We start from the raw sequence: 25,166 nt of genomic DNA on the forward strand, positions 1-25,166 counted from the left end.
GGACCGCTCCCTTTCGGAGCCGGTCTACCGGCTCATGCGGTATTCTGAAGGGGTCTGCCCCGTGTGGGTCTTGAAATATTTGCCGAAGAACGACTGGTTGGGGAAGTTCAGCGAATAGGAGATCTCCTGTATGCTCATCGTCGAGTATTTGAGCAGGTTTTTCGCCTCGAGGATCACGTAGTCGTCGATCCACTCGGAGGCCGTGCGCCCGGTCGTCTGCCGGATGAGCGTCGAGAGATACTTCGGAGTCAGGTTGAGTTGCGAAGCGTAGAACCCTACCGAACGTTCTTGCGTGTAGTGCTGTGTCAGCACGTTCATGAAGCGTTGGAAATACTCCTCCTGCCGGTTGCGCGGGGAGTGGACGTCCTGCTCCGTGTGGGGACATTCCGAGTAGCGGTCGATAATCCGGCTTACCTTGTAGATGAGCATGCGGATCGCCGAGCGCAGGATCTCGATCGAATAGGCATCGTCCCGGTAGAGGTCGCGTTCGTGGGAAATTTCGTCGAACGAGCGCATGATCTCCTGCCACTGTTCGTCATCGAGTTGGAGCAGCGGCTGGCGTTCCAGCCGCAGGAACAGACGAGACAGGAGCTTCAGATCGACGTTGATCCGTCGGATGAACTCCTCCTCGCAGATGACCGCATAGAGTTCGACACCCTCGATCGGATCGACCTGAAGGATCGATCCCGGAAAGTGGATGTAGAGCGTGTGTTCGCTCAGTTGCCGGTGCGTGAGGTTCGAGGTGAGTGTGATCGAACCTTTTGAACAGAATACGAGGGCGAGGGCATTGATGCGGATCGGGTAGCGGAACAGATCGCTGCGGATGTCGCAGTGTGAGTCCACGCGCGATGCGATCAGGCAACCGTCGTAGTACAGGTCTCCGGGGCGCAGCTCGTGGTATTCGAGCAATCTGGATAATGAAAAGCTTTGAATCTCCTTTTCGTTCATTTTTTTTGCTTGTTTGCTCCAAATATAGCCAATGTTGCGCACTCTGTTTCTTCCATAGGTTCAAATTCGAACCTTTTGACGAATCACTCCGACGTCGAGGGCTGTTCCGGTCGGACGCAAAGCGGCAATTTTGCATCCGAAAACACGATGAAGATGAAAAGAGTGACCTTTCTGGCAGTGCTGCTTTTTGCGACAGCCTGCTCCTCGCGGCAGCCGCTGCGGACGGTCGAACCCCTGCGCGTGGGAACGATCGTGGCGGAACCTTCCGATGATGCGGTGTCCGCCGTCTATGTCGGGACCGTGGCGGCCCGACGCTCCGTAGCTTTGAGTTTCCCGCTCGGCGGGACCCTTGCCGCCGTTCATACGGACGAGGGACGCCGGGTTCGCAAGGGCGATCTGCTGGCCGAACTCGATCCCGCGTCGGCCCGCCAGACCTATGAGGCGGCCCGGGCTGTACTCGAGCAGGCGCAGGATGCCTATGCCCGCATGGAGCAGCTCCATGACGCGCAGAGCCTTCCCGAGATCAAGTGGATCGAGATCCGCACCCGCCTGCGGCAGGCCGAGTCGGCTTGCGAACTGGCACGTAAGAATCTTGATGATTGCCGGCTGTTGGCTCCGTTCGACGGGGTCGTCGGCAAGCGGCCCGGGGAGGTCGGTGAGACCGTGCTGCCCGGTGCGGCCGTGCTGACGCTGCTCGATGCCGCGAACCCGGAGGTGCGCTTTGCCGTTCCCGAGCAGGAGATCGCCCGCATCGGCTCCGGTAGCCGGATCCGTTTCAGCGTGGCGGCACTCGGCGACCGGACCTTCGAGGCCGGGGCCCCCGAGAAGGGGATCGAGGCCGATCCCGTGGCGCATACCTACGACGTGCGTGCTGCGGTCTGCAATCCCGACGGGGAGCTGCTCCCCGGCATGGTCTGCCGGGTCACGGTGACCGCTGCGGAGGCGGCGTCGGAGATCGTGCTCCCGGTGAGTGCCGTGCGGCAGAGCGGCGACGGACAACGGTTCGTCTGGAAGGTTGTCGGCGATTCGGTGGTCCGTACGCCAGTGACGGTCGGTCGCTTCGTTGCGAGCGGCGTGACGGTCGCGAGCGGGGTTGCGGACGGCGACCGGATCGTGACCGAAGGTGTGCAGAAGATCGGTGCGGGCAGTAAAGTCGTCTGGCAATGAGAAGTTCGAACAACATCATCGCATGGGCGATGCGGAACTTCCGTATCACCTTCCTGATCGTCGGGTGCCTGTTCCTGTTCGGAGTCTTCGGACTGATCCATATTCCCAAGCAGGAGTTTCCCGAGTTCACGATCCGTCAGGGTGTCGTCGTGGGGGTCTATCCCGGGGCGACGAGTGAGGAGGTCGAGGAGCAGCTGGCCCGTCCCCTCGAGCAGTTCCTGATGACCTACGAGGAGGTCAAGCGGGCCAAGACCACTTCGACCTCGATGAACGGCATGTGCTACGTCCTGGTCGAACTGGAGGACCACGTCAGCAACAAGGACGAGGTATGGTCGAAGATCAAACACGGCCTGGCCTCGTTCAAGGCGCAGCTCCCGTCGGGGGTCGTGGCCCTGGTGGCCAATGACGACTTCGGCGACACCTCGGCCCTGCTCATCACGCTCGAATCCGACGAGCGCAGCTACCGCGAGCTCAAGGAGTACCTGGACGACCTGAGCGACCGGCTCCGGCGCATCGAGTCCGTGTCGAACATCCGCCCCTACGGCGTGCAGTCCGAGCAGATCTCGATCCATGTCGATCCCGAGCGCCTCGCGGCCTACGGAATCGGCGAGCATACGCTGGTTGCGGCCCTGGCTGCACAGGGGCTGACGCCCACGGGCGGCACGATAGACAACACCTCCACGGTGACTCCCATCCACGTCGCACCAACGTTCGCCAGCGAGCGAGAGATCGCCGACCAGATCATCTGGAGCGATCCGGCGGGGAACGTGCTGCGTGTCGGCGACGTGGCCCGCGTGGTGCGCGAATACGACGATTCGCAGAGTTACATCCGCAACAACGGCCACCGTTGTGTCATGCTCTCGATGGAGATGCGCCCGGGATTCAACATCGTCGAATACGGCCGCGAGGTCGATGAGGTGCTGGCCCGTTTCTCCGACGAGGTACTCCCCGACGACGTGCAGGTGCAGCGCATTGCCGACCAGGCGAAGGTCGTCGGCGACTCCGTGACGTCGTTTCTGCGCGATCTCTTCGTGGCCATGGCGATCATCATCGCCGTCATGATGGTCCTCTTTCCGTGGCGCTCGGCCGTGGTTGCCGCGATCACCATCCCGATCTCGACGTTCATCTCCATCGGGCTGATGTATGCCTGCGGCATTCCGCTCAATACGGTGACGCTTGCGGCGCTGATCGTCGTTCTCGGCATGATCGTCGATAACTCGATCGTGGTGATCGACGGTTACCTCGATTACCTCGGGCGCGGCCATTCGCGGTGGTATGCCGCCATCGAGAGCGCCCGCGAGTTCTTTCCCTCGCTGCTGCTGGCCACGGTCTGCATCTGCATGATCTTCTTCCCGCTGCTCTTCACGCTGACAGGCATGATCGGCGACTTCATCACCTTCTTCCCGTGGACGATCACCATCAACCTCATGGTGTCGCTGCTGCTGGCCGTGCTGGTCATCCCGTTCCTCGAGGTGCTGATCATCCGCAAGGCTCCCGAACACCGTGCCGACCGGCGGTCGCTCACCGACCGGGTGCAGAACGCTTACAACCGGGTGCTGGCCTGGACCTTCCGGCACGGGTGGCTCACCATTTCGCTCGGTCTCCTGTCGGTGGTCGTGTCGCTGCTGCTTGTCCCCGGACTCGACCTGCGGATGATGCCCTTTGCCGACCGCGACCAGTTTGCCGTGGAGATCTACCTGCGTCCCGACGCTCCGCTCGGCCGTACCGGGGCCGTGGCCGATTCGGTCTATTCGCTCCTGCATGCCGACAGCCGGGTGCGCTCCGTCACCTCGTTCGTGGGGTGCTCCTCGCCCCGGTTCCAGATGAGCTACGCTCCCCAGATGGGAGGTCCGAACTACGCGCAGTTCATCGTCAATACGACCTCGATCGAGGATACGGAGGCGATTCTCGACGACTATGCCGATTCGTGGGCCGACCGCTTCCCCGATGCCTACGTGAAGTTCAAGCAGCTCGACTACCAGAATGTCCCGTCGCTCGAGTTCCGTTTCTACGGCGAGGAGATCGACTCGATGCGTGCGGCCGCCGACCAACTGATGGCGCGCATGCGGCAGATGCCCGAACTGCAGTGGGTGCACTCCGATTATGAGGATCCGCGCGTCATCGTCGAGGTGGAGCTTGATCCGGTTGCCGCCTCGCAGCTGGGAATCACGCGGACGACGACGGCCGCCTGCCTGGCGCTCGCTGCCGGCGATGTTCAGGTGGGCAGCCTCTGGGAGGGCGACTATCGCCTGCCCGTGGTGCTCCGCTACGACGAACGCAACGGCCAGCGGCAGCTTGATGACGTGCAGGACACGCAGATCGCCTCGCCCGTGCCTTCGGTGAGTGTTCCCCTGCGCCAGATCGCTCGCGTCACGCCGGCCTGGAGCGAGAGCCGGATCGTCCACCGCAACGGCGTGCGCTGCCTGTCGGTGTCGGCCGACCTCAAGCGCGGGACCAATGCCCTGCAGATGCTTTCGCGCATCGACGACATCCTCCGCAACGAGGTGGTGCTCCCCGAAGGGGTGACGTCCGAGATCGGCGGCGAGTACGAATTCGACATGGAGACCCTGCCTCCGATCTTCAGCGGGCTCGGTATCTCGCTGGTCATCATCTTCTTCTTCGTGCTCATCAACTTCCGCAAGTTCGGCATATCGATCGTCGTGATGCTCTCGATGAGCCTGTGCCTGTTCGGTGCGATGGTGGGACTGTGGCTTTCGGACTTCACGATCGGCCTGACCTCCGTGCTGGGCTTCATCACCCTGCTGGGTATGATCGTCCGCAACGTGATCCTGATGTACCAGCACGCCGAGGAGAAGCGCAAGTACTGCCTCTGGTCGGCGCGCCTGGCCGCCTACGACGCAGGCAAGCGGCGCATGGTCCCGATCTTCCTGACGACGGCCACGACGGCCGTGGGCGTCGTGCCGATGATCCTCGGCGGAAGCACCTTCTGGGCTCCGGTCGGCGTCACGATTTTTGCCGGCGGTATCGGGTCGCTTGTGCTCGTGGTCACGATCCTGCCGGTTCTCTACTCCAAAATCTACAAGTGATGAAGACGCAAAAACAGATTGCATGCCTGTGGCTCTGCGGCGCTCTGCTGGGTATCCTTCCCGCGACCGCCCAGACCCTCAGCCTCGATGAATGCCGTGCCGCGGCCATTGAGCATAACCGCACGCTCGCCTCGTCGCGGCTCGAACTCGAACAGGCCCTCCAGACCCGCCGGGAGGCCTTCACCTCCTATTTCCCGCAGATCGCAGCCTCCGGGGGCGTGTTCCAGGCCCAGCACGGACTCGTGCAGGCCGATTTCGCCCTCTCGCTGCCCCAGATGGGGGCGATCAGCATGCCGCTGTCGCTTGTCAAGCGCGGCGTCATGGGCAGCGTGACGGCCGTGCAGCCCCTGTTTGCGGGATTGAAGATCGTCAATGGCAACAAGCTGGCCCGGCTGGGCGAGGAGGTCGGGCGCCTTCAGTTGCGCAAGACCGAGGCCGAGGTCCGCGAGCAGACCGACGCCTACTTCTGGCAGATCGTCTCGATCCGTGAGAATCTGGCGACGCTTGATGCCGTCGATCGGCAGCTCGGGGAGATCCGCCGCCAGGTGGAACTCTCGGTGCGGGCCGGTATCGTGACCTCGAACGACCTGCTGCGTGTCGAATTGCGGCAACAGGAGGTGGCCTCAAAGCGGCTGACGGCCGAAAACGGGCTCAAGGTGGTGCGGATGCTTCTGGCTCAGCATGTCGGGGCCGACTGGAAGACGTTCGACATCGAGGCCGCCGAATACGGTGAGCCGGGTGATCCGGCGCCGTATTACGTCCCGGTGGAGGAGGCGCTCGACAACCGGGCCGAGTACCTGCTTGCCGAGAAGAACGTCGAGGCGCAGCGCTACCGGACCCGCATGGAGCGCGGCAAGCGGCTCCCGACCGTCGGGATCGGGGCCGGGGATCTCTCGTCGGGATCGGTGCCGGGTATCTCTACTACAATCTGATGGACAAGGATGTGGACGACGGGATGGTCTTCGCCCAGGTGTCGGTTCCCATCTCCGACTGGTGGGGCGGCGCCCATGCCCTGAAGCGGGCGCGCCTCGAGGAGCAGCGGGCCGAGAACGACCGCCTGCAGGCCCGCGAGATGCTGGCCGTGGAGATCGAACGTGCCTGGTGCGAGGTGCAGGAGGCCTATGCTCAGATTGCGCTGGCCCGACGCTCGGTGGCCTCATCCACCGAGAACCTGCGGCAGAACCGGGATTTCTATGCGGCGGGGACCTCCTCGCTGACCGAGTTGCTCGATGCCGAGACGCTCTATGCGCGCAGCCGCGACGAGATGACGTCGGCCTGCGCCGCCTACCGCACCTCGCTGGCCCGCTACATGCGGGTCACGGGGCGCTGACCCGTCGCTACTGGAGCAGCGAATGGGCGGTCAGGAAATCGAAGAAGGCCTGGCGGTATCCCTCCGAAATCGGGATGTACTCCTTGCCGAAGATGATGCGGTTGCGTTCGATCGTGCGGATCTTCGACGGCTGGACGATGTACGAGCGGTGGACGCGGATGAAGCGGTCGGCGGGGAGTTGCTCCTCGAGTGTCTTGAGGCTGGTGAGCGAAAGGACGGGGTGCGGCTCCTCGTCGGTGTGGATCTTCACGTAATCCTTGAGCCCCTCGATGTAGAGGATCCGGTCGAAGTCGATCTGCCGCAGGCGGTACTCGGTCCGGACGAAGATGCTCCTCGGCGCGGCTGCGGGTGCCGGCTGCAGTGCCGTTGCGGCCGCCTGGGCCCGATCCTGCATCTCGAACCATGCGAGAGCCTTTTGGGAGGCGGCCAGGAAATCGGCGTAGCTGATCGGCTTGAGCAGGTAGTCCAGGGCATTGACCCGGAACCCCTCGACGGCATAGCGGTCGAAGGCCGTCGTGAAGATCACGCGGGTAGCCGGCGGCAGCATCCGCGTGAGGTCCATGCCGTTCAGTTCGGGCATCTGGATGTCGCAGTAGAGCAGCTCCACCGGATGTTCGTGCAGCGCTTCGAAGGCTGCCGTCCCGCTTCCGAACGAGCCTTCGAGCTGCAGAAACGGCGTCCGCCGGACGTAGGACTCCATCAGTTCCACGGCCAGCGGTTCGTCGTCGATGACGGCACAGCGCAACTTTCTGTTCATTTTTCCTTAAGTTTGATGCACAGCAGGGCCTGATAGTCGGCCTCGCCCGAGAGTCCGTATTCGAAGGTATGGCGTTCCGGATAGATCATCCGGAGCCGTTTGGCCAGGTTCTGAAGTCCGATTCCCGAGCCGCTGCGGTCCGATTCGGCCTTCGGGAAGTAGCTGTTCTTGATCTTGCAGATCAGCTGGTCGCCGATCTCGTGGATGTCGATGGTGATGTACGACGGCTTTTCGTTGCTCACGCCGTGTTTAAAGGCGTTTTCCACGAGCGAGATGAACAGCAGCGGCGCCACGGGTGTCTGCGACGGCTCGTCGGGCAGCGAGACAAAGAGCCGGACGTGGCGCGGCAGGCGGATGCGCATCAGTTCGATGTAGTCGCGCAGGAAGTCGATCTCGGCGCTCAGGGGCACGGCCGGGTGGCTGCTGTCGTAGAGCACGTAACGAAGCATCCGGCTCAGGTCGTGGACCGCCTGCTGGGCTCGCGAGGTGTCGATCTGTATGAGTGAGTAGATGTTGTTGAGCGTATTGAACAGAAAATGCGGGTTCAACTGGCTCTTGAGATTCTGCAGTTCGGCCTCGGTATGGCTGTGTTCAAGTCGCTGCCTGGCCGTTTCGGCTTTGTACCAGCTTCCCGTCATCCGGATGGCCACGCTTACGGCTACGACAAGCAGGTAGAGGATGGCGTTTCCGGCGAAGAAGCGTACGGCATGCTGCCACGGGAGTTCCGGCCTGTGCATACCGATCAGGTCGGGCGGGGGCAGGATGTAACGGAAGAACAGGTGCAGCAGGGCGATCACGGCGGCGACCAGCAAGAGGTTGCAGCCCAGGAACCGGCCCGGATGGCGCGTGAAGAGATGCCGTTCGATGAGCCGGAAATAGTTCGTGTAGAAGACCACCATGAACGAGAGGGTCACCAGCAGGAAGCGCACGTACTCCGGGCCCTGCATCAGCGGGCGGTTGGGTGCCGTGACGAAGAGCGGGATGCCCAGGATCACGGCCCATGCCGTGATGTGGACCAGATACCCCGTATATTTCGATTGCAGGATGTTCATCTTACCGCAAAGTTACGGAATTGTTGCGACTATTCATAACGGATCGCCTCGATCGGATCGAGCATGGCGGCCTTCTGTGCGGGATACCATCCGAAGAAGACACCCGTGAGGGTGCAGACCGCGAACGAGAGGAAGACGCTCCACGGCTGGATGTAGATCGGGAAGGCGGCGACGTGATTGACGACGAGGGCCGCGCCGATACCCAGCAGCACGCCGATCAGTCCGCCCGTTACGCTGATGAGGATCGACTCGATGAGGAACTGTGCCAGAATGTCGCGCCCCTTGGCGCCGATCGACATGCGCAGTCCGATCTCGCGGGTGCGCTCGGTGACCGACACGTACATGATGTTCATGATGCCGATGCCGCCCACGAGCAGCGAGATGCCCGCCACGGCGGCCAGCAGCACCGTCATCATGTCGGTCGTCGAGGTCATCATCGACGAGAGCTCCTGCTGCGAGCGGATCGAGAAGTCGTCCTCGTCGCTCTCCTTCAGGCGGTGGTTCGTGCGCAGGATCTCCGTGATCTCGTCGATCGCCCGGTTGGTATAGCCTTCGGTCAGCGCCGAACAGACGATCTCCTGCAGGTGGGTGATGGCCAGGATCCGCTTCTGCACCGTGGTGTAGGGGGCGATGATCAGGTCGTCCTGGTCCATGCCCATGCTGTTGTAGCCCTTGCTTTCGAGCAGCCCCACGATGCGGAAGGGAATCGTGCCGAAGCGGATCACCTTCCCGACGGGAGAGTTCCCGTCGGTGAAGAGCTCGTCGGCAACCGTTTGGCCGATGAGACAGACCTTCGCGGCGGTGCGTATGTCCTGTTCGGAGAAGGTGTCTCCTTCGGCCACCTTGTAGCGCCGGATCTCCAGATAGTCGGTGTTCACGCCATAGATCGTCGTCGGGGTGTTGTTGGCCCCGTAGATGGCTTGTCCCGAACTGTTCACCATCGGCGAAACGTGGTTCACGTAGCGCGTTTCGTTGCTGATGTCCTCCAGATCCTGCAGCTTGAGCGACTCCATGTCGTCGGCGTCGAGGCGGACGCCGCCCTGCATGTCACCGCCCGGGCGGATCATGATCATGTTCGATCCCATCTCGCTGATTTCGGCCTGGATGCTCCGTTTCGAACCCTGTCCGATGGCGAGCATCGTGATGACCGACGCCACGCCGATGATGATGCCGAGCATCGTCAGGAATCCGCGCAGCTTGTTGTTGCTCAGTGCCTTGACGGCAATTTTGAAAAGATTCGCGAAGTTCATGGATCAATCGTCGGTTTTGGGCAGCCGGGCAAGTGCCTCGGCTGCGCTCAGAATGTGGTCGTTACGGACGTCGTCCGTGATGCGCCCGTCGCGGAGCGTGATGTTGCGGCTGCTGTAGCGTGCGATCTCCGGATTGTGGGTCACGAAGATGATCGTGCGCCCCGCGGCGTGGAGTTGTTGGAAGAGCACCAGCACCTCGAAACTCGTGCGGGTATCGAGGTTTCCCGTCGCCTCGTCGGCCAGGATCACCGCCGGGTCGTTCACCAGGGCGCGGGCAATGGCCACGCGCTGCATCTGTCCTCCCGACATCTGGTTGCTCTTGTGAAGTAACCTGTCGCCCAGACCGACGGCGCGAAGTGCCTCCACGGCCCGGCGGTAACGTTCCGACGCCGTGCAGGAAGAGTTGTACATGAGCGGCAGTTCGACATTCTCGATCGCCGTGGTCTTGGGCAACAGGTTGTAGTTCTGAAAGACGAATCCGATCTTGCGGTTGCGCAGCGTCGCCCGCTGGTTCTTGTCCATCGTGCGGACGGCCACGCCGTCGAGGTAGTATTCGCCCGAGGTCGGTGTATCGAGGCAGCCGAGCGTGTTCAGCAGGGTTGATTTCCCCGATCCGGAGGTTCCCATGATGGTGACGAACTCTCCTTCGCGGATCGTGAACGAAACGCCGCGCAGGGCGTGTACCGTCTCGTCGCCGACCCGAAAATCCCGCCGGATCTCATCCAGCCTGATGACCTCTTTGTTCATGATTCCTTTGTTTTTTAGTGTGTGGCTGTTCCCGCAGTCCCCTCCGGACTGTCGGTCCGGGGCCTTTGCTGCGGCTATTTCTTTTTCTTGTCGCCTCCCGGGGGCGAGGGCATGAAGGGGCTGCGTTCGGCCGTTGCCGCTGCGGGGGCGGCCGTTGCCGCCGTCAGCTCAGCGACGACCTGCTCGCCGTCCGCAAGTCCGTCGATGATCTCGGTCAGTTCGCCGCTCGCCGCACCCGTTGTGACGTAACGCGGAGTCAGCGTGTCGCCGTTCTTCACCCAGAGCTCGCGCTTGCCCGGTTCCGAACCGCCTTCGGCGGCTACGGTCACACCCAGTTCGGCCAGCAGCCCGGCATCGGGGACGAAGCGGAGTGCCTTGGTCGGCACGGCCAGTGCGTTCTCCTTCTCGAGCGTGTAGATCGTGACATTGGCCGTCAGCCCCGGTTTGAGCTTCAGGTCGGGGTTGTAGGCCGAGATCACCACTTCGTAGGTCACGACGCTCGATTCGGTCGTCGCCTCGAGGCGTACCTGCTGTACGGTGCCCTCGAACGTGTCGTCGGGGTAGGCATCGACCGTGAACTCCACGCGCTGCCCGTCCCGGACTTCGCCGATGTCGGCCTCGTCCACATCGGCCACGACTTGCATCTGCGTCAGGTCCTGCGCGATGGTGAAGAGCGTAGGGGTTTCGAAGCTGGCCGCCACGGTCTGGCCCTCCTCCACGGCCCGGCTGATGACCACGCCGTCGATGGGCGAGGTGATGGTCGCATAGTCCAGATTCCGTTTCACCTTGACGATGGCTGCCTGGGCCTGTTCATAGGCGTTGCGCGACTTTTCGTACAGGTAGAAGGCTTCGTCGTATTCGGCGTCGCTGACCAACTCCTTTTCATGGAGGGTCCGGGTTCGCGCGTAGTTCTTGGTCTGGTATTCATATTCGGTCTTGCAGCTGGCCAGTTCGGCCTCCGACTGCTCCAGTTCGGCCTGGAGCGTCACCTTGTCCATCTCGGCGATCAGCTGTCCGGCGTGCACCACGTCGTTGTAGTCCACGTAGAGCTTGTCGATGATGCCCGACACCTGCGTACCGACATCCACCTCCGTGACCGGCTCCACCGTACCGGTGGCCATGACCGAATTCCGGATCGTGATGCGGCTCGTCGCGGCCGTCTCGAGCGTGATCCCGTCCTGCTTCGGCGTGCGCAGCAGCAGCCACGCCCCGCCGACCACCACCACGGCGGCCACCGCCGTGATAAGCACCTTTTTCCGTTTCATCGTCTATTGCGTTTTTTAATAATTGGCTTCCGTGTCGCGACCCTGATAGATGTTCAGCAGTTCGATGTTCAGCAGGGCCATGTATTTGGCCTGCAGCACCTCCTGACGGGCCGCCGTCAGTTCGTTCTGGGCCGTGAGCACCTCGACGGTGTTTTTCATGCCCACAGCGAACTGCTCGCTCGTGAGTTCGTAACTCTGTTGTGCGTAGCGCTCCTTCTCGGCAGCGGCGACATACTGCGACTGTGCCGATACGGCATCGAGATAGGCCCCCTCGACCTCCTCGAGCAGCGTCTTCTTCAGATCGAGCCACGTGAGGCGGCTGTTCTCGGCGGCCAGCCGGGCCTTGTTCACCGCCGTGCGGTTCTTGCGGTTCGAGAAGATCGGGATGCTCAGCGTCAGCCCCACGTTCTCGTTGAAGCGGTTCCAGATCTGCGAGCCGCTTTCGTAGCTGCCTCCCGACATGTGGCCGGTTCCGATCCCGGCCGTGAGCGAGAGCGACGGCAGGAATCCCGACTTCGCCTCGCGGATCTCCAGCTCGGCCGCCTCGACCGAAAGTTCGCCGCGTGCGATCTCCGGCATGGCCCCGAGTGCCGTCTCGTAGATCTCGGTCTTCTCCGGAAGCTGTGCGAGGAACTCCTGCTCCCCGACCGTAGGGGCCACCAGCTCGATCCGGTCCGTGATGTCGAGCTCGAGCAACTGCTTGAGCCGGAGCTTGTAGTTGTCGAGCGACGTGAGGGCAACGACGACCTGGTAGCGGTCGCTTGCATACTGGCTCTCGAACTGGGCGAAATCGACCTTGCTGATCGACCCGGCATGCCACATCTGCTCGGCGCGGTCGCGCTGGGCCTTCGATGCTTCGGCCGTACTGCGGTTCACCGTGACCGACTCCATGGCATAGAGGCACTGCATGTAGGCTTCGACGATCGCGATGCGGATGTCGTTGGCGGTCTCCTCGACCGAGAGTTCGTCGATGCGGTTCTGCACCTCCTGCCGCTTGACCGCCGTGCGGAGTTTTCCGCCGTTGTAGAGTGTCATGCCGGCCTCGATGCCGTAGGTGCCCGTGTAGCTGTTGCGGTCGGTGGCCTGGGACGAAGGGTAGTTCGTGTATCCCTGTGAGGTCGATGCGGTCAGCGAGGGGAAGAGTGCCGCACGGGCCTCCTTCGTGTCTTCGACTCCCGAGAGCATCTCGTTGCGGCTCTGTCGCAGCTCGATGTTGTTTTCCAATGCATGGTCGAGGCATTCGCGGAGTGTCCAGACCTTCGTGGTATCCTGCGCTGCGGCCATCTGCCAGCCCAGCAGGGCGATGAATCCGATGAGCAGTTTGCGTTTCATTTCGTTCGGTTTTGACGCAAAGCTACCCACTCCCGCGTGCACGTCCAATTGAAATAGACCAGCGGGGCGATTGTATCGACGAACGGGGTGATTTTCCGGATCGGATTTCGGGCGGACTGCCGGTTCTCTGCCGTTGCGGCCCGCAGCAGTTGCAGTGCCCGGAGGGAGTCAGGATGAAAAAATGCGGGTCGGCCAACAGCCGGTCCGCATCCTCGTTTCTGTTGTGGAGAGAGGTTACGGCTGGCTTGGCCACACTGATTCTGGCTGTCAAGAAACGCTATGGATTTATCATATTTTCCGTATTTTTATAAATGCGACCTCGGCCTTGATCTCGGACGGCAATAGACTTTTTTTCAAAAAAATCGCATTTGTCGTATAGTTTTTCGGGCTGTTGTCTGTCTAATAGGTAAACGAAGTGAAGATGAACACAAAAGAACAACGATTCTCCAAACTGGTCAAGGAGCATGAACAGACCATATACGCTGTCTGCTATATGTTTTCCCGTGATGCCGATGATGTGGACGATCTGCATCAGGAGATTCTTCTGCGGCTATGGCAGGGATACGACGGGTTTGAGGGTCGTAGCGATATCAAAACATGGATCTACCGCGTGGCGCTGAACTACTGTATCAACTTCAGCAACAAGCGTAAACGCGAGAAGACAAAACATACGGAAACGAGGAAGCCGGAATCCTCTGACAGCGACCTCGAAAAACGAATGCAGATCAAACAGCTCTATCAGCGAATCAATAAGTTGGGACTTGTCGATCGAAGCGTCATCTTGTTGTGGCTCGAAGGCCTGAGCTATGAGGAGATAGGCGCAATCCTAGGTATCTCGGTCAAGAATGTCTCCTTCAAGTTGGTGCGCATCAAGGAGCGACTCAAAAAAGACTAACGCCTAAAAAGAAAAAGTATGAATATGGAACGCAACCCAGGACAAGAACTTGAAGCACTGAGAGCCGATTACAACGCACTCAAAGCACAGATGAAGCAACAGGAGCGTTTGAACGAACGTTTTTTCAAAGCAGCACGTCTTCGTCCGGCGCAAGCCGTGAGCAAGGGGATTCGGAATCGCATGATACTCGATGTATTGACCTTGCCCATAATTTGGATTATCTGTATCACTACCCACTGGCCGCTACTGTTCGGTGTGTTGGTATCACTGTGGACGTTGATCGATCTCGTTGCCACAATCTGGATCAACCGCAAATTGGGCATGGACCATCTGCTTGATGGCGATACGCGTACAGTCACTTATGCTATAACCTCCTATCGTCGCTTTTACCGCCGTGCCTTGGCCGTCAGTATCATTCCCTGCATTGCGATGATCTCATATATCTTCATCGAGCTTCTCGCCCGCATCGATAACTCGGCCAACCGCAACCTAATCATCGCAATCGGTATTGCATACACACTCATTGCGGTCATTATTACATTGTGGCAATATCGTCGCCACGCTAAAGCCTGCGATGATCTGCTCAACGAGTTCGAAGAGTAGCGCACATCGTGCAGAACCGGGTGGAACAAAATAAACTCTTTCCCAGAGAAACTGTAGTTTACCGGCAGCCGTGTGGTATGTAGCCCTTGAAAAAGATCTTTTGCAAAAAAACAGCATACTGCAGAGTCTTATCTGTGAGGTTCTGCAGCATGCTGTCTTTGTCGGTAGTTTGTTTCCGCTACCATCGACTTGGTTTATTCCATCATCCTAGCAATGCTTTCGGTCGGACTGTACTGTCGTCTATCAATATAGACCAGGAAAGAGGGGTGATGAATGGACAAACAGCTATACGGTTAGACGTGTGACCAAAACAAAATAAGGATGTTACTCATCGTAACATCCTTACCATCTGGCGGAGAGAAGGGGATTCGAACCCCTGAAACCCTTTTGGGGTTTACTCGCTTTCCAGGCGGGCCAGTTCAACCACTCCTGCATCTCTCCCGATTGCGGAGACAAAAGTAATAATTATTTTCTTAAGTTGCCGCATGTCGTTGGTGAAAAGTGCGCTTTTTTGTCCCTGCGGCGTGTGTAAATCCCCCAAGTTTCGTATCTTTGGACAATAACCCGAATAACCGGACGCAAGCCATGAAGAAAATCCTGCTTTCGGCGGTGCTCGCTTCGGCAGCACTCGCCGTGTCGGCCCAGGAGCTGACGGAAAACGACCTGAACGAGATCCGCCGTTCGTTTGTCAGGGACCCGCAGACCATCGCGCTGCAGAACATCCTCACCAACGAGGCGAACCTCAAGAAGCTGGCCCTGAACCGCGCACTGCAGGGCCGTACGGACCACTATTTCAAATACCGCGTAGCGGTGAAGGGCATCACCGACCAGAAACAGTCGGGGCGTTGCTGGATGTTCACCTCGATGAATGTGCTGCGACCCGCGGTGATCGAACGTCTCGGTGTGGCCGATTTCGACTTCTCGCACAACTTCTGCTATTTCTGGGACCTCTTCGAGAAGAGCAACCTTTTTCTGGAGAATGTCCTTGCGACGGCCGACCGGCCGATGACCGACCGCGACGTGGAGTTCTTCTTCAAGTCGCCTGTGGATGACGGCGGTGTGTGGAACCTCTTCTACAACGTGGCCGGGAAGTACGGCGTGGTTCCCCGCGAGGTCATGCCCGAGACGGCCCATTCGAACAACACGTCGCAGATGCGCACGGTGCTCAAGGAACTGTTGCGCCGCGGCGGCTGCGAGCTGCGTGATTTGGCGGCCCGGGGAGTCGGAGCCGACCGGCTGGCCGAGGCCAAGCGCGGGATTCTGAAGGAGGTCTACCGCGTGCTGGCGCTCTGCCTCGGCGAACCGCCGACGGAGTTCGAGTGGCGTTATGAGACCACCTCGGGCGAGGTCCGTACGCTGCGTACCACGCCGCTCGAGTTCTACCGCAGCTGCATCCCGGACGATTACGATCCCCGCTCCTATGTGATGATCATGAACGACCCGACGCGCGAGTACTACAAGGTCTACGAGATCAGCAACTACCGCAATACGGTCGAGGGTATCAACTGGGTCTATCTCAACCTGCCGAACGACGTGATCAAACGGGCGGCCATCGCCTCGATCAAGGCCGGTGAGGCGATGTATGCTTCGTGCGACGTCAAGCAGTATGATTCGGCTTCGGGGGTCTGCGATCCCGGGATGTTCGACTACGCTTCGCTCTTCGGCGTACGCCTCGACATGGACAAGAAGGCCCGGATTCTGACGCGGCAGAGCGGTTCGGCACGTGCCATGGCCCTCAGCGCCCGGTTCGGCACATGCCATGGCCCTCATCGCCGTAGATACCGACGAGAACGACGTACCGCTCAAGTGGCAGTTCGAGAACAGTTGGGGCCCCGATGCTGGCCACAAGGGATACATGACCTTCACCGATGCGTGGTTCGACGAGTACATGTTCCGGATCGTGATCAACCGCCGCTATTTGGACGAGCGTTCCCGGAAGGCAGCCGACAGCCGTCCGGAACAGCTTCCGGCCTGGGATTACATGTTCTGATTCCGATTTTGACATCCGAAGCGGGCCGGCAGGAAGTGCCGGTCCGCTTTTGTTTGGATGCCGGTCGGGCAGGGTGGGGTGGATTCGCTGCCGTTTTGCGATCCGTATCTCCTCCAGAACGACGCGATATTGACTTATTGCCAGTTGCCCGGTCAGAGGTTGTTGGTCGGACCGTTCAGGACCGACCGGGGGATGCCGTATGTCTGGAACTCCATGCGGCGGCGTGCTGTGCGGCCTGTCGTCTCCGCCCAAGACGGAAAGAGGGCAGACCGTCGTCGGGTCTGCCCTCTTCGTTGTTCCGCTCCTCCGCGATTAGAGGAAGCGTCCGAAGTCGGCCGGAGTTGCCTCGGACCGGACTACCGGAGCATTCCGAACCTCGTCCGGAATGGTGGTCTTCGTGTAGACGCTCACCTCGGCGGTCGAGGTTTCGCTGGTGGTCGTCAGTTTGTCGCCGTTCACCTCGTAGGTGTAGTTCGACCCCCAGTTTACACCGTCGTTGTAACGGCCCGTGAGCAGGTTCTCCGTTGCGCTGTAGTTACCGGTGAAGCAGACGAATGCCGACGTCTGGTACTTCTGGAAGAGGTTGAACGTTCCGTCCGATTTCAGCTCCATGTAGATATCGAAATCGGTCGGCGTCTCTCCGTTCCAGGTGGTCAGGTGCCATTCGCCCACAACGCTCGGGGCGACCGTCGGACCGTCGTCTTCCGAGCATCCGACAAAGAATACGAGCAGCGTGGCTGCGAGCAGGTGATAAATATACTTTTTCATTGATCGTTTATGCGCTATAGTTTGTTATAACCAACCGCCATTCTCGGCGCCCGTTTCGCGGGCGATGATGGCGAACTCCTTGGAAATCTCGATACCTCCCATGATCGTCTCCGAACCCGGGCGCGTGCCGCCACCGACGGCGCTCACCTTGATGCGGGCGACTCCCGGCTTCGTGCACTTGATCATCAGCTGGCCGTTGTACATCTTCGGAGCCGAGGTGATCCCGAGCTTGTCCATGTCCTCTTTCGACATTTCGACATCCAGATAGGTCAGGTCCTGGGCCGAGCCGCCAAAGTGCTTGGTCAGGGTGATGAGCTCGAGTTTGTTGGTCGAAACCTTCAGGCACGGCGTACCCTCGATCTGCATGAGCAGCTGGTAGGCGTCCGTGAGACCCGTACCCATCTTGCCGCGGTAGTCCTCCAGGGTGATCTTGGCTCCCGTGGACTTGGTACCCTCGAAACGCGAGTCGATCTCGTTTACAGCCGTCAGGAGCATCGAAATGAACTCGTCACGCGTGTAGTGCTTTCCCTTGCTCAAGGCGTAGGAGAGACCCAGCGCCGCAACACCCGACATGTGGGGGCAGGCCATCGACGTTCCCTGCATGTAGCCATAGTCCGAACCGGTCAGTTCCGAGCAGGTCGTGGAAAGTACGCCGGCGCGTTCGCCGCCCGAGAAGCCGACGATCTCACCGCCGGGAGCTGCAATGTTGCAACCCTGACCGTAGCAGGTGTAGTAGGCCGGCAGGCAGTCGGGGCCGATCGACGTTACCGAGATGCACTTGCTGTAGCCGCCCGGGAAGTTCGAGATATTCTTCGACTCGTTTCCGGCCGAGTAGATGGCCAGACCGCCGTCCATGGCTGCACAGTTGTTCTGTGCCATGAAGTAGCGAAGTGCCTCGATCTCCAGCGGCGAGTTCTCTTCGTATTGACGGTCGGAGGTGAAGTTGGCCGAAGTACCGTACGAGCACTGGAGAATCGATGCTCCGTGGTCGGCTGCATACTTGATGGCCCGGCTGATAATCTCGTCCGACGGGTTGGACACACCCGAGAATACCTGGCACGACATCAGGCGTACGCCGTCGCCGTTGCCCGTACCGCCGGCCACGCCGGCTACGCCGATACCGTTGTTGTTCACGGCGGCGACGGTTCCGGCCACGTGTGTACCATGGCTCGAGTCGCCGTCTATCTGACCGTTGGGCAGTTTCTCCAGCTTGTCCCACGTAATCGGGCCATCATCGGCAAAGTTGTAGCCGTGGATGTCCTGATAACCGTACTCCTCGCTGGGCTCGGGGTTGGTCCACATGTTGGCCGCCAGGTCGGGGTGCGTGTACTTCACACCCTCGTCCACGATAGCCACGATGACCTGATTGTTGCCGCCCGTGAGTTTCCATGCATCGGCCACATTGATATCGGCTCCTGCAACGGCTTCGGTTGCGATGGCCTGGTCGGCATTGTTGATGTAGTGCCACTGCCAGAAGAGGTTCGGGTCGTTGAAGTCCGACGTCACCATACCACGGGTCTGACCGTGGGGGGCATCCTGGAACGGATAGACCTTGCCGTCATATGTTTTCTTGCGCTCCAGACTGAACTGGATCTTCGAAATCTCGGCTACTCCGGCCAGCATGCGTGCGGCTTCGTCGAGATCCTGCTCCTTGTCGAACTCGAGGATATACCACTTGTGGAGCCCTGCCTCACGGGTGCGCGCCTCCTTCTTGCCTACGGGGAAAACGCGTTCGATCGAGGTAACGTGGATGGCTGCGAGAATCTCGTCCAGCGATTCGATACCCGAGCGGGTCATTGCCGAGCGGGTTGCCGCATAGCGGCTTGCGGCCTGCTCGAGTGCGGGGATCGCCTCGTCGTTGAATTTTGCAATCAGCTTGCCTTTGAATGCGTTTTCGGAGCTGTTGCATATTTTGGCCTCGGCAATCGTTGCGGCCTGGTCCACTGCATCGGGCGACTCCTGGAACGGGTCGGAGGTGCAGGCTGCAAGCATCAAGGTTGCGAGAATCAGAAATTTCTTGGTGTTCTGCATATTTGTTTTCATTGTATGGTCGGCATATCTTTTTCGGAGGAAGGGGAGAGATCGGCTTTATGCCGAAACGCCGGTCTCTCCCTCCGTTTTTTTGCTTGCGTCCGTTACTTGGCGCGAACCGCCGTCTTGACCAGACCGTTGTCCGCAGCTGCAGTCTGGGCGATACCCCGGACTACGGAGGTCTTCACCTCGGCCTTCTTCAGCGACGGTGCCGAAGCCGGCATCGGATCCGAAGCGAGGTTTACGGGCAGGGCCGGCAGAATCGTCTCGAGGTGGCCCGGAGTTCCGCTGAACTGCGGCAGTTCAACGAAGTTGCCCGGCTTGAAGCCTTCGAGCAGCGACCGCCGGATCTCGGCCACGCGCTGTACGGCAGCTCCCGGGATGCCTCCCATATCCTTACTCTCGTCCACAAGCATCATGTCATACATCAGCGAAACAATGGTGCTCGTCGTACCCGTGAAGAAGAAGGTGAAATTGATTCCCTGCTGCTGTTGGAAGATCGGTGACGGAACGCAGTAGAGGTATCCGTCTGCAACGGCGCCCATAAACATGCACTGTCCGAAATAAACACCGGCAAGGTCATCGGGAGCAAATCCCAGAACCGTCTCTTTGTTGTTGTAGATACCTGTGGTCAGTGTTTGGTCTGTCATCAGTTCCAGAGCTCCAACATAGCCTTTGTAGTAGTTCTGGTTGGGCATGTAAATGCCGACAAGCTCACCGCCCGACTCGAACTTAATACCCGAGAGGCCCGTGATGCCTACGGCCTTCATGCCCAGTCCTGCCGAGGCTTCTTCATGCTCGCGCATCGTCACCTGTCCGATCTTGTGGCGGACGAGGTTCTGCTGCTGCGAGGCATCGATGGCGTAGTAGTTCCACTTCGTGGAGATCAGCTCCTCGAAGGTCGGCTGCTCGTCTTCGGACAGGAAGTCGGCATATGTGAAGGTTTCCAGACCCGGGTTGAACGTACCCGTCGTGCGGTAGGTCTCTTCCAGAATTTTGGTGATGTATCCGTTGTTGGCGCGCAGCAGCAGGGTGTACTCACTGTTGCCGTTCAGACCCGTGAGCATGAAGCTCAGACCTCCGTTGTTGAGCGACTCGATCTGTTCGCTGGTGAAGGCCTTGCCCAGCGAATTGAGCAGTTCGTTCTTGTCCACGTCCTTGATCTTGTCGGAGCGGAACAGTCCATAGGTCACCGATTCGATCTCTTCGCCGTAGGCGTAGAACTTGGCCGAATTGTCCGGCGTGATGCCCTGGCCGGCAAACTCGTTCGTAGCCTCGAGCCCCATGGTGAGGATCACCGGCTTCTCGTCTCCCTTGGCGATGAAGCCGAACGAGACGAAGGCATAGGTGCGCATCGTACCCTCCTCGTCATAGACACATCCTACAAGCGTGTATTTGCCCGTCTTCAGATTCTCGATGCGGATGGTGCTCGATTCGGTGATCTCCCCGTCGAACGTATCCGGATTCTCCTTGTTGGCATCCATGTCCTGAGCCTTCAGGTTGGCCTGGCCATCGTCCATGGCTCCCTCGAAGATCGCATACTTCATCGTACGGACGTCGGCTGCCATCGTGGCGCTGACTTCAACTATGCCGTCGGCCGGTTCGCTCTTCGAAAGCGTTACCGTGTAGTCGGGAACCACGACACCCGGCAGCAGGATGCGGAGCATGCCCGCACGGTTGCCGTAGTAGAATGCGCCGGATGCGCTCGAGAACTCGAGCATGACGCTCTGTACGGGGAAGGTGATGACGCCGTCTACCAGCGTGCCATACTGGCCGGTGGACTCATCCATCGAGAAGTTCTCGGCCACGTTCGATGCGATGCGGATTTCGCCGTCGGACGAGTTGAGCGTCAGACCGGTAGACTGGTAGGGAATGTAGACCTTCTGGGGATCGCGTGCATCGACGATCGTATAGACGTCGCGACCTTCGAAGGCTACCGATGCGCCGCCGGCCAGTGCCGTAATCAGATCCTTGCCGTATACCTTCATGCGGTAGTAGCCCGGAATGTCCGTACGCTGGTAGATCTCCATTTCGATTTCCGGATAGGGGTTGAAGCCGGAGGTGTTGAGCGAGTAGAGGTTGCTGATGACCTCATCGCGCCATTTGCCCTTGGTGGCCGTGCCGTCTTCGCTTTTCACCAGTTCCCATCCGGCGCGGATCACCGAGAACGAGAGTCCGGTGTCCTTCGGACCGTAGAGCGAGATGTAGTGCGGATCCTCGATGCGGATGTCGCACGTGTAGGTCGTACCCTCGGCAGCCTTGTCGAACGTCACCTTGAACTCGGTTTCCGATTCTCCGGGACCGAACACGATCGGATCGATTTCAAAAATGCCCTCCTCGCTCGTCGTGATGACGACGGGGACCGTGATGGCCTCGGTGAGCTTCGTACGGCGCACCTTGTAGGTGACTTCCGCCTTTTCCGAGGGATCGACCTCGACCTCCGTCGGGGAGGTCTGGGTCGGGAAATAGACGCCGTAGTTGTCCGGGTCCTCTTCGGATCCGGGCGTGTAGGTCGGGTCGTCCGAGCATCCGGCGAGTGCAAAGGTCGCCAGCAATGCCCAAATGATATATTTGAATGTCTTCACAGTAATCTGTTTTAGATGTTATTTAATCGATGTTCCGGTCCATTATCCCTTCCACGGCTCGATGAGGCCCGACGGATCGGGATTGTTCTGGGTGGCGATGATCGGGTTGTTCTGCGTTTCGCCGCGCGTGATGACGATGTTCCAGTAGGGAGCGCGTCCATCGACGTTCAGACGATACGAAGCCGGTGCGTTGGTACCTACATAACCGCGCTTGCTCGACATGTTCAGACGCTTCATGTCGTACATGACGATACCCTCGCCCCAGAACTCGATGCGCTTCTGAAGCATGAGCTCATTGACGAAGCTCTCGAGCGTCGAGGACTTGGCCGTGCAGTCGTATACGGCGCCGTTCATCATGCGGTAGTTGGTCATGAACTCGTTGAGCAGTTTGATGCCTCCCGGCAGGTCTCCGCCCTGTGCCGTAGCCTCGGCCTCGATGAAGTACATCTCCTCGACGCGCATGCAGCAGTGGTCAGCGGCTCCGCCCACCTTGTAGTCCTTGTAGTTACCCTGAGCCGGGCGGAACTTGATGTTGGCGTAGTCGGCAAGGCCCTGAGCGAAATAGGTCTCGCTGTCCTCGCGGCAGCTCTTGTAGGCATACGAGCTGCGGTCCGGATCCAGCCACGAGTGGCGGCGGAAGTCGCGCGTGTCGATGCTGTTGTAGAGGTTGCGGTTGATGCCGCGGCCTGCGTGATAGGGAGCCCAGTCGTTCTCGCAGCTCATGTGCACCGTGTAGCAGAAGAGGTTCGAAACGCTCTCGCTCGGGAGGGCCAGAGCCCAGATCCAGGCGTTGTTCGAGTTGGCGTTGTTGAAACCGTTGGTCGGGTCCTCCCACTGCTCCTGCGTCAGCGGCGTGCAGGCGCTTGCGGTGATGGCCTTGCGGGCATATTCGGCAGCCTTCTTGTAGGCTTCAGCATCGTTCTTTGCCGTACCGCGCTCCAGGTAGGCACGGGCCTTCATACCGTAGATGAGCGGCAGGCTGATGGTGTACTTGTCCGAAGGCGTGAAGGTCGAGAGCAACTCCTCGGCCGTGTCAAGGTCGGGGAAGATGATCGTGTCGTAGATGTCGTCCACCTTGGCGCGGGGGTTGTTCTTGGCCTCTGCTTCGGTTGTCGAGGGCAGGACGATGGGCACGCCGAGTCCCAGCAGGTTGTCTGCCTTGGTTACCGTATTCTCCTTGAACTCGTACAGGCGTACCAGATCGAAGTAGAACATGGCCCGGTAGGCGTAGGCAAAGCCCAGGTAGGAACGCTCCGTGGCATCGAGAGCTGAGAGATCCGATGCGTCGATCAGGTTGATCACGTTGTTGGCCATCATGATCCACGTATAGTAGTTGTCCCAGGTGAGGGCTCCTACGGCGTAATCTGCACCGAGTGCGTCGTTCGTGCCCCACTGTCCGAACCAGTCGTAGCCGATGTTGCCCGTTACGACCAGGTCACCGGTCATCGATTCCGTAGCGATGTGGATAGCCGGGAGCGAGAAGTCCCAGGCAGCGCCCTGCTGTGCATAGCCCGTCGAACCGGCCTGTACGAGGGCGGCCGGGATACCGCGGACCTGCGTCTCGAGGGTCACCTGATCCTCCGTAGCTACATCCGTGGGTGTGGCTTCTTTGATGCAGCTGTTGAGCAGTAAGGTCATTGCAACTGCCGCAGCCGATATTTTCAATATGTTTTTCATTGCGTAATTTCCGGTTTAAGCGTTAGAACTGAATGTTGATGCCGCCCGAAATCGTACGAACCGGCGAATAGGTTGCCTGAGACGTAGCTCCCGAATAGGAGTAGCGGGGATCGAATCCTTGACGCTTGGACCAATAGTAGACGTTCTCGCAGGCGAGGTAGATACGCACCCGATCGACACCGAACTTCTGGGTGATCTTCGAGGGCAGCGTATATCCGAAGTTGATGTTCTGCAGGTTGAGGTAGCTGGCGTCCATCAGGAAACGATCCGACTGGGCGTTCTGGTTTTGGTCCTCGTACTGCAGACGCGGAATGTTCGACGTCGAGTTCTCGGGGGTCCAGGCGTTCAGGATGTCCTTGTGCCAGTTCATACCCGTCGATTTGTTGGCGGGCGAGTACATGGCAGCCGCATATCCCGAGTCATAGGCCAGACCGCCGATCTGGTAGGTGAATGCCACGCTCAGGTCGAAGCCGTAGAAGTTCAGCGAGGTGCCGAAACCGCCGTAGAGATCCGGAATAGGATCGCCGCAGAGGTAGTCGGTAGCCTTGGCGAACTCGGTGGTCGTCACACGGCGCCCCGTGAGGTTGCCCTCCGAGTCGGTCTCGTCCATGTACCACATCGACTTACCCTCGTCCGAAACACCTGCATATTTTTTCATGTAGAAGGTGTACATCGGCAGGCCCTCGCCGTAGAAGGTCGTGCCGCTGACGTAACCCTCGTATCCCTCGACCACCTTGTTGCGGCGCTCGGCCGGGAGCATCGTGATGCGGTTGCGCAGGTGGGTCATGTTGAGGTTGATGTCCCACTGCAGCTTTTCGCGGCGGATCGGGGTGTAGTTGAGTTCGATTTCAATACCGCTGTTGTGCATGTCACCCACGTTGGCGTAGTACGACGAGTAACCCATCGAGGGCGGTACGGGGAACGAGAGCAGCATGTCGGTGGTTTTGCGGAGGAAGTACTCGACACCACCGGAGATCATGCCCTGCAGCAGGCTGAACTCGATACCGGCGTTGAAGTTGGTGTTGGTCTCCCAGGTGATGTCCTCGGCACCCTTGGCGTTGAATACCGTCGAAACCTCGCCGTTGGCGTTCTCGATCGTGTAGGTGTCCGTGTAGCGGAAGTTACCGATGTTGTCGTTACCCTGCGAACCGATCGAGGCCTTCAGCTTCAGGTTGTCGAGCCAGCTCTGGGTGTTGGCCATGAAGTCCTCGCGCGTGATGATCCATGCGCCGCCGAGCGACCAGAAGTTACCCCAGCGGTGGTCGGGATGGAAGCGCGACGAGGCGTCGCGGCGGAACGATGCCGAGAAGAAGTATTTGCTTGCGTAGTCGTACATCACGCGGGCGAAGTAACCCTCGTTGTTGTACTCCGTGCGATAGGACGATGCGCTCTGCTTGTCGATGATGGCACCTGCCAGCTCATCGTTGTCCTCGGTGAGCATGTGGCTCTTGCTGGCCGAGAGCGCATAGGTGTTGGCATTGTAGTATTCGTGACCGACCATCACATTGACGTTGTGCTGGCCAATCTGCTTCGTGTAGTTCAGAATCTGCTGCGTGTTGAACTCCAGCTGGCGCGAGTGGCCTTTCGAGAGCAGACCTTCCTCGCTGGCGAACTGTCCGAAGTAGGGGTTCTTGATCACCGTCGAGCGGGTTTCATCGAGCGTGACACCCGCATTGAACGTGAACTTGAAGTCCTTCAGGAACGAGATGTCGAAGAAGGCCG

At 59.7% G+C, this 25,166-nt stretch carries 18 protein-coding genes, 1 tRNA gene and 1 pseudogene; 7 read left to right on the forward strand and 13 right to left on the reverse strand.

Translation table 11 applies throughout. The annotated features are described in order from the left end of the window. Positions 1 to 24 precede the first annotated feature (24 nt). On the reverse strand, positions 25 to 948 hold the full coding sequence (locus QZL63_RS00580) for a helix-turn-helix domain-containing protein (protein WP_022307410.1): 924 nt from the start codon (positions 946 to 948) through the stop codon (positions 25 to 27). A 153-nt stretch (positions 949 to 1,101) separates the two neighbouring features. Between QZL63_RS00580 and QZL63_RS00585 the strand changes: the two genes are divergently transcribed. The 4 genes from QZL63_RS00585 to QZL63_RS00600 are packed head-to-tail and all read left to right on the forward strand — an operon-like array spanning position 1,102 to position 6,492. After that, positions 1,102 to 2,115 carry an efflux RND transporter periplasmic adaptor subunit gene (locus QZL63_RS00585; protein ID WP_022307411.1) on the forward strand — a complete coding sequence of 338 codons (1,014 nt, stop codon included), beginning with the start codon at positions 1,102 to 1,104 and terminating at the stop codon, positions 2,113 to 2,115. Further along, the gene (locus tag QZL63_RS00590) at positions 2,112 to 5,162 is read left to right on the forward strand and encodes an efflux RND transporter permease subunit (RefSeq protein WP_022307412.1); all 3,051 of its coding nucleotides are present in this window, start codon (positions 2,112 to 2,114) and stop codon (positions 5,160 to 5,162) included. The genes QZL63_RS00585 and QZL63_RS00590 overlap by 4 nt, the downstream gene beginning before the upstream one ends. Beyond that, complete coding sequence (locus tag QZL63_RS00595; RefSeq protein WP_022307413.1) at positions 5,162 to 6,094, forward strand: TolC family protein; 933 nt, start codon at positions 5,162 to 5,164, stop codon at positions 6,092 to 6,094. The genes QZL63_RS00590 and QZL63_RS00595 overlap by 1 nt, the downstream gene beginning before the upstream one ends. Further along, positions 6,094 to 6,492: a TolC family protein gene (locus QZL63_RS00600; protein ID WP_022307414.1), complete on the forward strand. Its 399-nt coding sequence runs from the start codon at positions 6,094 to 6,096 to the stop codon at positions 6,490 to 6,492. The genes QZL63_RS00595 and QZL63_RS00600 overlap by 1 nt, the downstream gene beginning before the upstream one ends. A 7-nt stretch (positions 6,493 to 6,499) precedes the next feature. Here the strand turns inward: QZL63_RS00600 and QZL63_RS00605 are convergent, their stop codons facing one another. The 6 genes from QZL63_RS00605 to QZL63_RS00630 form a co-directional block, all read right to left on the reverse strand. Continuing rightward, positions 6,500 to 7,249, reverse strand: coding sequence for a LytR/AlgR family response regulator transcription factor (locus QZL63_RS00605; RefSeq protein ID WP_022307415.1), 750 nt, complete (start codon positions 7,247 to 7,249; stop codon positions 6,500 to 6,502). Next, positions 7,246 to 8,301: a sensor histidine kinase gene (locus tag QZL63_RS00610; RefSeq protein ID WP_022307416.1), complete on the reverse strand. Its 1,056-nt coding sequence runs from the start codon at positions 8,299 to 8,301 to the stop codon at positions 7,246 to 7,248. The genes QZL63_RS00605 and QZL63_RS00610 overlap by 4 nt, the downstream gene beginning before the upstream one ends. Positions 8,302 to 8,330: 29 nt before the next feature. Beyond that, positions 8,331 to 9,551 (reverse strand): ABC transporter permease, encoded by a 1,221-nt coding sequence (locus QZL63_RS00615; RefSeq protein WP_022307417.1) that lies wholly within the window; start codon positions 9,549 to 9,551, stop codon positions 8,331 to 8,333. 3 nt (positions 9,552 to 9,554) lie between these two features. Then, positions 9,555 to 10,298 carry an ABC transporter ATP-binding protein gene (locus tag QZL63_RS00620; RefSeq protein WP_022307418.1) on the reverse strand — a complete coding sequence of 248 codons (744 nt, stop codon included), beginning with the start codon at positions 10,296 to 10,298 and terminating at the stop codon, positions 9,555 to 9,557. A gap of 74 nt (positions 10,299 to 10,372) precedes the next feature. Then, a complete protein-coding gene (locus QZL63_RS00625; protein ID WP_022307419.1) occupies positions 10,373 to 11,563 on the reverse strand; it encodes an efflux RND transporter periplasmic adaptor subunit in 1,191 nt (396 codons plus the stop codon). A gap of 15 nt (positions 11,564 to 11,578) precedes the next feature. After that, a complete protein-coding gene (locus QZL63_RS00630; RefSeq protein ID WP_022307420.1) occupies positions 11,579 to 12,895 on the reverse strand; it encodes a TolC family protein in 1,317 nt (438 codons plus the stop codon). Between the two features lie 421 nt (positions 12,896 to 13,316). Here QZL63_RS00630 and QZL63_RS00635 point away from each other — a divergent pair, with 421 nt between their 5' ends. Further along, positions 13,317 to 13,790, forward strand: coding sequence for an RNA polymerase sigma factor (locus QZL63_RS00635; protein ID WP_022307421.1), 474 nt, complete (start codon positions 13,317 to 13,319; stop codon positions 13,788 to 13,790). 24 nt (positions 13,791 to 13,814) lie between these two features. Further along, the gene (locus QZL63_RS00640) at positions 13,815 to 14,393 is read left to right on the forward strand and encodes a hypothetical protein (RefSeq protein WP_022307422.1); all 579 of its coding nucleotides are present in this window, start codon (positions 13,815 to 13,817) and stop codon (positions 14,391 to 14,393) included. Between the two features lie 350 nt (positions 14,394 to 14,743). On the opposite strand, the gene QZL63_RS00645 is transcribed toward QZL63_RS00640, so the two are convergent. Further along, positions 14,744 to 14,834, reverse strand: a tRNA-Ser gene (locus QZL63_RS00645). A gap of 144 nt (positions 14,835 to 14,978) precedes the next feature. Between QZL63_RS00645 and QZL63_RS00650 the strand changes: the two are divergent. Beyond that, positions 14,979 to 16,076: pseudogene (locus tag QZL63_RS00650) on the forward strand (aminopeptidase C); the annotation flags it as partial. 619 nt (positions 16,077 to 16,695) lie between these two features. Here the strand turns inward: QZL63_RS00650 and QZL63_RS00660 are convergent. The 5 genes from QZL63_RS00660 to QZL63_RS00680 all read right to left on the reverse strand — a co-directional run. Next, positions 16,696 to 17,151 (reverse strand): lipocalin family protein, encoded by a 456-nt coding sequence (locus QZL63_RS00660; RefSeq protein ID WP_022307425.1) that lies wholly within the window; start codon positions 17,149 to 17,151, stop codon positions 16,696 to 16,698. A 24-nt stretch (positions 17,152 to 17,175) separates the two neighbouring features. Further along, complete coding sequence (locus tag QZL63_RS00665) at positions 17,176 to 19,194, reverse strand: S8 family peptidase (protein ID WP_290585263.1); 2,019 nt, start codon at positions 19,192 to 19,194, stop codon at positions 17,176 to 17,178. Between the two features lie 92 nt (positions 19,195 to 19,286). Beyond that, positions 19,287 to 21,767 carry a hypothetical protein gene (locus tag QZL63_RS00670; RefSeq protein ID WP_022307427.1) on the reverse strand — a complete coding sequence of 827 codons (2,481 nt, stop codon included), beginning with the start codon at positions 21,765 to 21,767 and terminating at the stop codon, positions 19,287 to 19,289. A 42-nt stretch (positions 21,768 to 21,809) separates the two neighbouring features. After that, positions 21,810 to 23,444: a RagB/SusD family nutrient uptake outer membrane protein gene (locus QZL63_RS00675; protein ID WP_022307428.1), complete on the reverse strand. Its 1,635-nt coding sequence runs from the start codon at positions 23,442 to 23,444 to the stop codon at positions 21,810 to 21,812. 22 nt (positions 23,445 to 23,466) lie between these two features. Then, the coding region (locus tag QZL63_RS00680; RefSeq protein ID WP_290585277.1) for a SusC/RagA family TonB-linked outer membrane protein at positions 23,467 to 25,166 on the reverse strand (1,700 nt) is incomplete at its 5' end.

This window comes from Alistipes sp. CAG:268, from assembly GCA_000434235.1.
Taxonomy (GTDB): Bacteria; Bacteroidota; Bacteroidia; order Bacteroidales; family Rikenellaceae; genus Alistipes; species Alistipes avistercoris.

Coding starts and splice junctions, on each gene's coding strand:
- QZL63_RS00580 (WP_022307410.1), bottom strand. CDS start 948: ATGAACGAAAAGGAGATTCAAAGCTTTTCATTATCCAGATTGCTCGAA.
- QZL63_RS00585 (WP_022307411.1), top strand. CDS start 1,102: ATGAAAAGAGTGACCTTTCTGGCAGTGCTGCTTTTTGCGACAGCCTGC.
- QZL63_RS00590 (WP_022307412.1), top strand. CDS start 2,112: ATGAGAAGTTCGAACAACATCATCGCATGGGCGATGCGGAACTTCCGT.
- QZL63_RS00595 (WP_022307413.1), top strand. CDS start 5,162: ATGAAGACGCAAAAACAGATTGCATGCCTGTGGCTCTGCGGCGCTCTG.
- QZL63_RS00600 (WP_022307414.1), top strand. CDS start 6,094: ATGGACAAGGATGTGGACGACGGGATGGTCTTCGCCCAGGTGTCGGTT.
- QZL63_RS00605 (WP_022307415.1), bottom strand. CDS start 7,249: ATGAACAGAAAGTTGCGCTGTGCCGTCATCGACGACGAACCGCTGGCC.
- QZL63_RS00610 (WP_022307416.1), bottom strand. CDS start 8,301: ATGAACATCCTGCAATCGAAATATACGGGGTATCTGGTCCACATCACG.
- QZL63_RS00615 (WP_022307417.1), bottom strand. CDS start 9,551: ATGAACTTCGCGAATCTTTTCAAAATTGCCGTCAAGGCACTGAGCAAC.
- QZL63_RS00620 (WP_022307418.1), bottom strand. CDS start 10,298: ATGAACAAAGAGGTCATCAGGCTGGATGAGATCCGGCGGGATTTTCGG.
- QZL63_RS00625 (WP_022307419.1), bottom strand. CDS start 11,563: ATGAAACGGAAAAAGGTGCTTATCACGGCGGTGGCCGCCGTGGTGGTG.
- QZL63_RS00630 (WP_022307420.1), bottom strand. CDS start 12,895: ATGAAACGCAAACTGCTCATCGGATTCATCGCCCTGCTGGGCTGGCAG.
- QZL63_RS00635 (WP_022307421.1), top strand. CDS start 13,317: ATGAACACAAAAGAACAACGATTCTCCAAACTGGTCAAGGAGCATGAA.
- QZL63_RS00640 (WP_022307422.1), top strand. CDS start 13,815: ATGGAACGCAACCCAGGACAAGAACTTGAAGCACTGAGAGCCGATTAC.
- QZL63_RS00660 (WP_022307425.1), bottom strand. CDS start 17,151: ATGAAAAAGTATATTTATCACCTGCTCGCAGCCACGCTGCTCGTATTC.
- QZL63_RS00665 (WP_290585263.1), bottom strand. CDS start 19,194: ATGAAAACAAATATGCAGAACACCAAGAAATTTCTGATTCTCGCAACC.
- QZL63_RS00675 (WP_022307428.1), bottom strand. CDS start 23,444: ATGAAAAACATATTGAAAATATCGGCTGCGGCAGTTGCAATGACCTTA.